The sequence below is a fragment of the Streptomyces sp. NH27 genome (assembly GCF_056859195.1).
The window spans coordinates 1-2,987 of sequence record NZ_JACEGK010000724.1 but is presented as its reverse complement, the minus strand read 5'-3'; the positions used below and the strand labels follow the sequence as shown (position 1 = coordinate 2,987).

The 2,987-nt window shown below is 73.2% G+C and carries 4 protein-coding genes; 3 read left to right on the top strand and 1 reads right to left on the bottom strand.

Annotated features, from left to right (window positions below; translation table 11 throughout):
• Positions 1-187 precede the first annotated feature (187 nt).
• Positions 188-538 carry a hypothetical protein gene (locus AC13HU_RS34995; protein WP_483046026.1) on the bottom strand — a complete coding sequence of 117 codons (351 nt, stop codon included), beginning with the start codon at positions 536-538 and terminating at the stop codon, positions 188-190.
• Between the two features lie 181 nt (positions 539-719).
• On the opposite strand from AC13HU_RS34995, the gene AC13HU_RS34990 reads away from it, so the two are divergent.
• Genes AC13HU_RS34990 through AC13HU_RS34980 form a run of 3 tightly spaced genes read left to right on the top strand, consistent with a single transcriptional unit; the run spans position 720 to position 2,936 of the window.
• The gene (locus AC13HU_RS34990; RefSeq protein WP_483046027.1) at positions 720-1,130 is read left to right on the top strand and encodes a GntR family transcriptional regulator; all 411 of its coding nucleotides are present in this window, start codon (positions 720-722) and stop codon (positions 1,128-1,130) included.
• Positions 1,108-2,022 (top strand): ABC transporter ATP-binding protein, encoded by a 915-nt coding sequence (locus AC13HU_RS34985; protein ID WP_483046025.1) that lies wholly within the window; start codon positions 1,108-1,110, stop codon positions 2,020-2,022. The genes AC13HU_RS34990 and AC13HU_RS34985 overlap by 23 nt, the downstream gene beginning before the upstream one ends.
• Positions 2,019-2,936 (top strand): hypothetical protein, encoded by a 918-nt coding sequence (locus AC13HU_RS34980; RefSeq protein WP_483046024.1) that lies wholly within the window; start codon positions 2,019-2,021, stop codon positions 2,934-2,936. The genes AC13HU_RS34985 and AC13HU_RS34980 overlap by 4 nt, the downstream gene beginning before the upstream one ends.
• The last annotated feature ends 51 nt before the right edge of the window (positions 2,937-2,987 follow it).

Sequence of the window (2,987 nt, the reverse complement as noted above, 5' to 3'; positions counted from 1 at the left end):
CGCCCGAGCCGAGCACCCCGACGACCGGATACCGCCCGATCAGCCGCGGGTCCCGCTCCTCAAGCGTGCCGGCGCCACTGCCACCGAGGTCGATACCTGTCTCCCAGCCCCCGTCCATACCGGAAGGCTACCCAAGTCCCTCTCGCCCGTTCACTGTTCGCCCGTTCACTGTTCGCCCGCGACCGCCTCACCCGCCGATGGGCTCGCCCGGGCAGTTCCCGTCGAGCCAGATCACTGTCCCGGTCGGGTCGTTGAGTACGGCCGCCGCGCCCGCGCCGATCGCGGCGGTACAGCGCTCGGCGGTGAACGAGGCGGCGCCGTACGTCGAGGACATGCCAAGCCCCTCGCCGCGGAACGACGCTCCCGACCAGTCGACCGAGGTGACGTTCTGCGTCGGTTCGGCCAACTCCGCGCCCACGACCAGGAACTGCTGGGGCAGGTGGCTCCCGGTGGCGGTCGCGAGAGGGTCGACGAGGTCGTTGCCCGCCAGACCATGCGGCGGTTGGGCGCGCGTGGCCTGGTCGAGCGTGCCCGCCATCAGACGCGGACGCGGTGGTGCGGTGGCCCTGCCCGCCGAGGGGCGTACGACCGCCGTCGGCTCGGCCGGCACCGCCGGCCCTGTCGCAGCCTCCCCGTACCGGCAAGGTGCCGTTTGACGTGCGCGGGAAGCCCGTGCATGATTCCACTACTTGATTAGTGGAATGGGGGGTACGGTGGCGATGTTCGCCTTCCGGATCGACCGGCAAAGCGGGGTCGCCAGCTACCTGCAGATCGTCCAGCAGGTCCAGCAGGCTCTGCGGTTGGGCCTTCTCGAACCGGGCGACCGGCTGCCCACCGCTCGCGCGGTGGTCGAGGCGACCGCGCTCAACCCCAACACCGTTCTCAAGGCGTACCGCGAACTTGAATCCCAAGGTCTGGTCGAGACTCGGCGCAGGCACGGGACATTCGTGGTGGGCACGCTCGGCGCTTTCGGCGCCGACTCACCCTGGCGGGCCGAACTCGCCGAGGTGGCCACGCGCGCCCAAACGGCCGGACTGGAACGCGACGACCTCGCCGCGCTGTTCGCCGCCGTACTCGATGATCTCTACCCGACGAAGGATCCCGGTCTTGTTCCCCACCAGCAGCGCTGACGCGGCGCTCACCTCGCGCGGCGTCAGCAAGAGATATCGCCGCAGAGGGCCGGACGCGCTCGGCGGCTGCACCTTCAGTATCCCGGCCGGCGCCGTCTGCGCCCTGGTCGGACCCAACGGCGCGGGCAAGTCGACCCTGCTGGAGATCGCGGCAGGCTTCGAGCAGCCGAGCGCGGGCACCGTCGAGATCTTCGGGAAGCCGGCCCGGGCCGGCCATCCGCGGGTCTCCTACATGGCCCAGGACCGGCCGCTGTACCCACGGTTCACCGCCGCGGACACCCTGCGCTTCGGCGCGCTCGCCAACCGCGCCAACTGGGACCGCGAGCTGGCCGAGCGGGTCGCCGACCTGGCGCGCTACGACCGCGACGACCGGATACGGGACCTGTCCGGCGGCGCGCGCGCCCGGATCGCGCTGGCCGTCGCCCTCGGCAAGCGCGCCGACCTGCTGCTGCTGGACGAGCCGATGGCGGAGGTGGACGTGCTCTCCCGCCGGGAGCTGATGGGCCTGCTGCTGGCCCACGCCGCCGAGACGGGCGGCACCGTGGTGATGTCCTCGCACATCATCTCCGACCTCGCCGACACCTGCGACCACCTGCTGCTGCTCGACCGCGGCCGGGCCCGCCTCTGCGGCGACATCGACGACCTCACCGCGTCCCACGCGATGGTCACCTACTCCGGGGGCGCCGATCGGCTCGCCGGCCACACCGTCGTTGAGTCCCGCCCGGCCGGCCGCGGCACCAGCGCGCTGATCCGCCCGGGAGCCGCGATCCCCGCCGACTGGCAGGTCCGGCAGCCCACGCTGGAGGAACTGGTGCTGGCCCACCTCGCCGCCCCGGACGCCCCCGACCTCGTACTCGCCCAGCAGCCCCACCCCGAGGAGTCCGCCGCGTGAGCGCCGCCACCGACACCGTGACGATGACCAAGTCCCGCCCCCGTGGGGAGCGGTGGCCGCTCACCCGGATCGTCGCGCGCCAGATGTGGCCCGTGGCCGCCCTGCTCCTGCTGGTCGCGCTGCGCATCGGCGCCTACCTGGTGTTCCACTACTTCGGCTGGTCCCACGCCGTGGACCTGCGCGCACGCATCGGCAAGCAGGAGTACGACTTCGGGCGGCACCCGGGCGACGCGCACGTCCGGACCGCCCAACTGCTCCAGGACGGCGCGCGCCTCGCCTTCCAGCCGGCCCTGTACGCCGCGGCGCTCACCGGTGTGCTCACCGGCCGCGAGTGGCAGTCCCGCCGGGTCGCCCTCACCCTCGCGCAGTCCGTCTCCGCGCGGCGCTGGTTCGCCGCCCGCTGGGCCGGGCTGGCCGCGGTGGTCCTGGTCCTGGTCCTGCCGCTGGTGGTGCTGTACCGGCACAGCGCCGTGCACGCCGTCCACCTCGACCTGCTGACCCACGGAATCGACCGGCACACCGCCTACTTCACCATCGGCCCGGTCACCGTCGCCTACGTGCTGCTCGGCGTCGCCGCCGGCGCCCTGACCGGAACCGTCCTGCGCCGCACCGTGCCCGCGCTGATCGCCGCACCCGCGCTGACCTGGCTGCTGACCGCCCTGCTGGTGCGCTCGCGGGTGGCGCTGCTGATCGACTTCCCGGCCTGGTCGCGGGTCAGCGGATGGCACGCCGGCGGTGTGCTCGGCCTGCAGTTCTACGACGTGCTCCCGCAGGACACCTTCCTCGTCGACTCCCTGAAGCCGGGCGACTACTGGCCCTACCAGATCGCCCAGAGCGCGGTCGTGCTCGCGGTGGCGGCTCTGCTGACCTGGGCCGCGCTGCGCGTCCTGCGCCGCCGTACCACCGGCTCCTGACCCGGCGGGCCGTGGCCCGGCCCCGCCCCCCGGCCCTGCCGCCAGCCCTGC

What these genes read in the sequence shown, in the direction of transcription:
- AC13HU_RS34990 (WP_483046027.1), top strand. Translation starts at nt 720, where the DNA reads ATGTTCGCCTTCCGGATCGACCGGCAAAGCGGGGTCGCCAGCTACCTG.
- AC13HU_RS34995 (WP_483046026.1), bottom strand. Translation starts at nt 538, where the DNA reads ATGGCGGGCACGCTCGACCAGGCCACGCGCGCCCAACCGCCGCATGGT.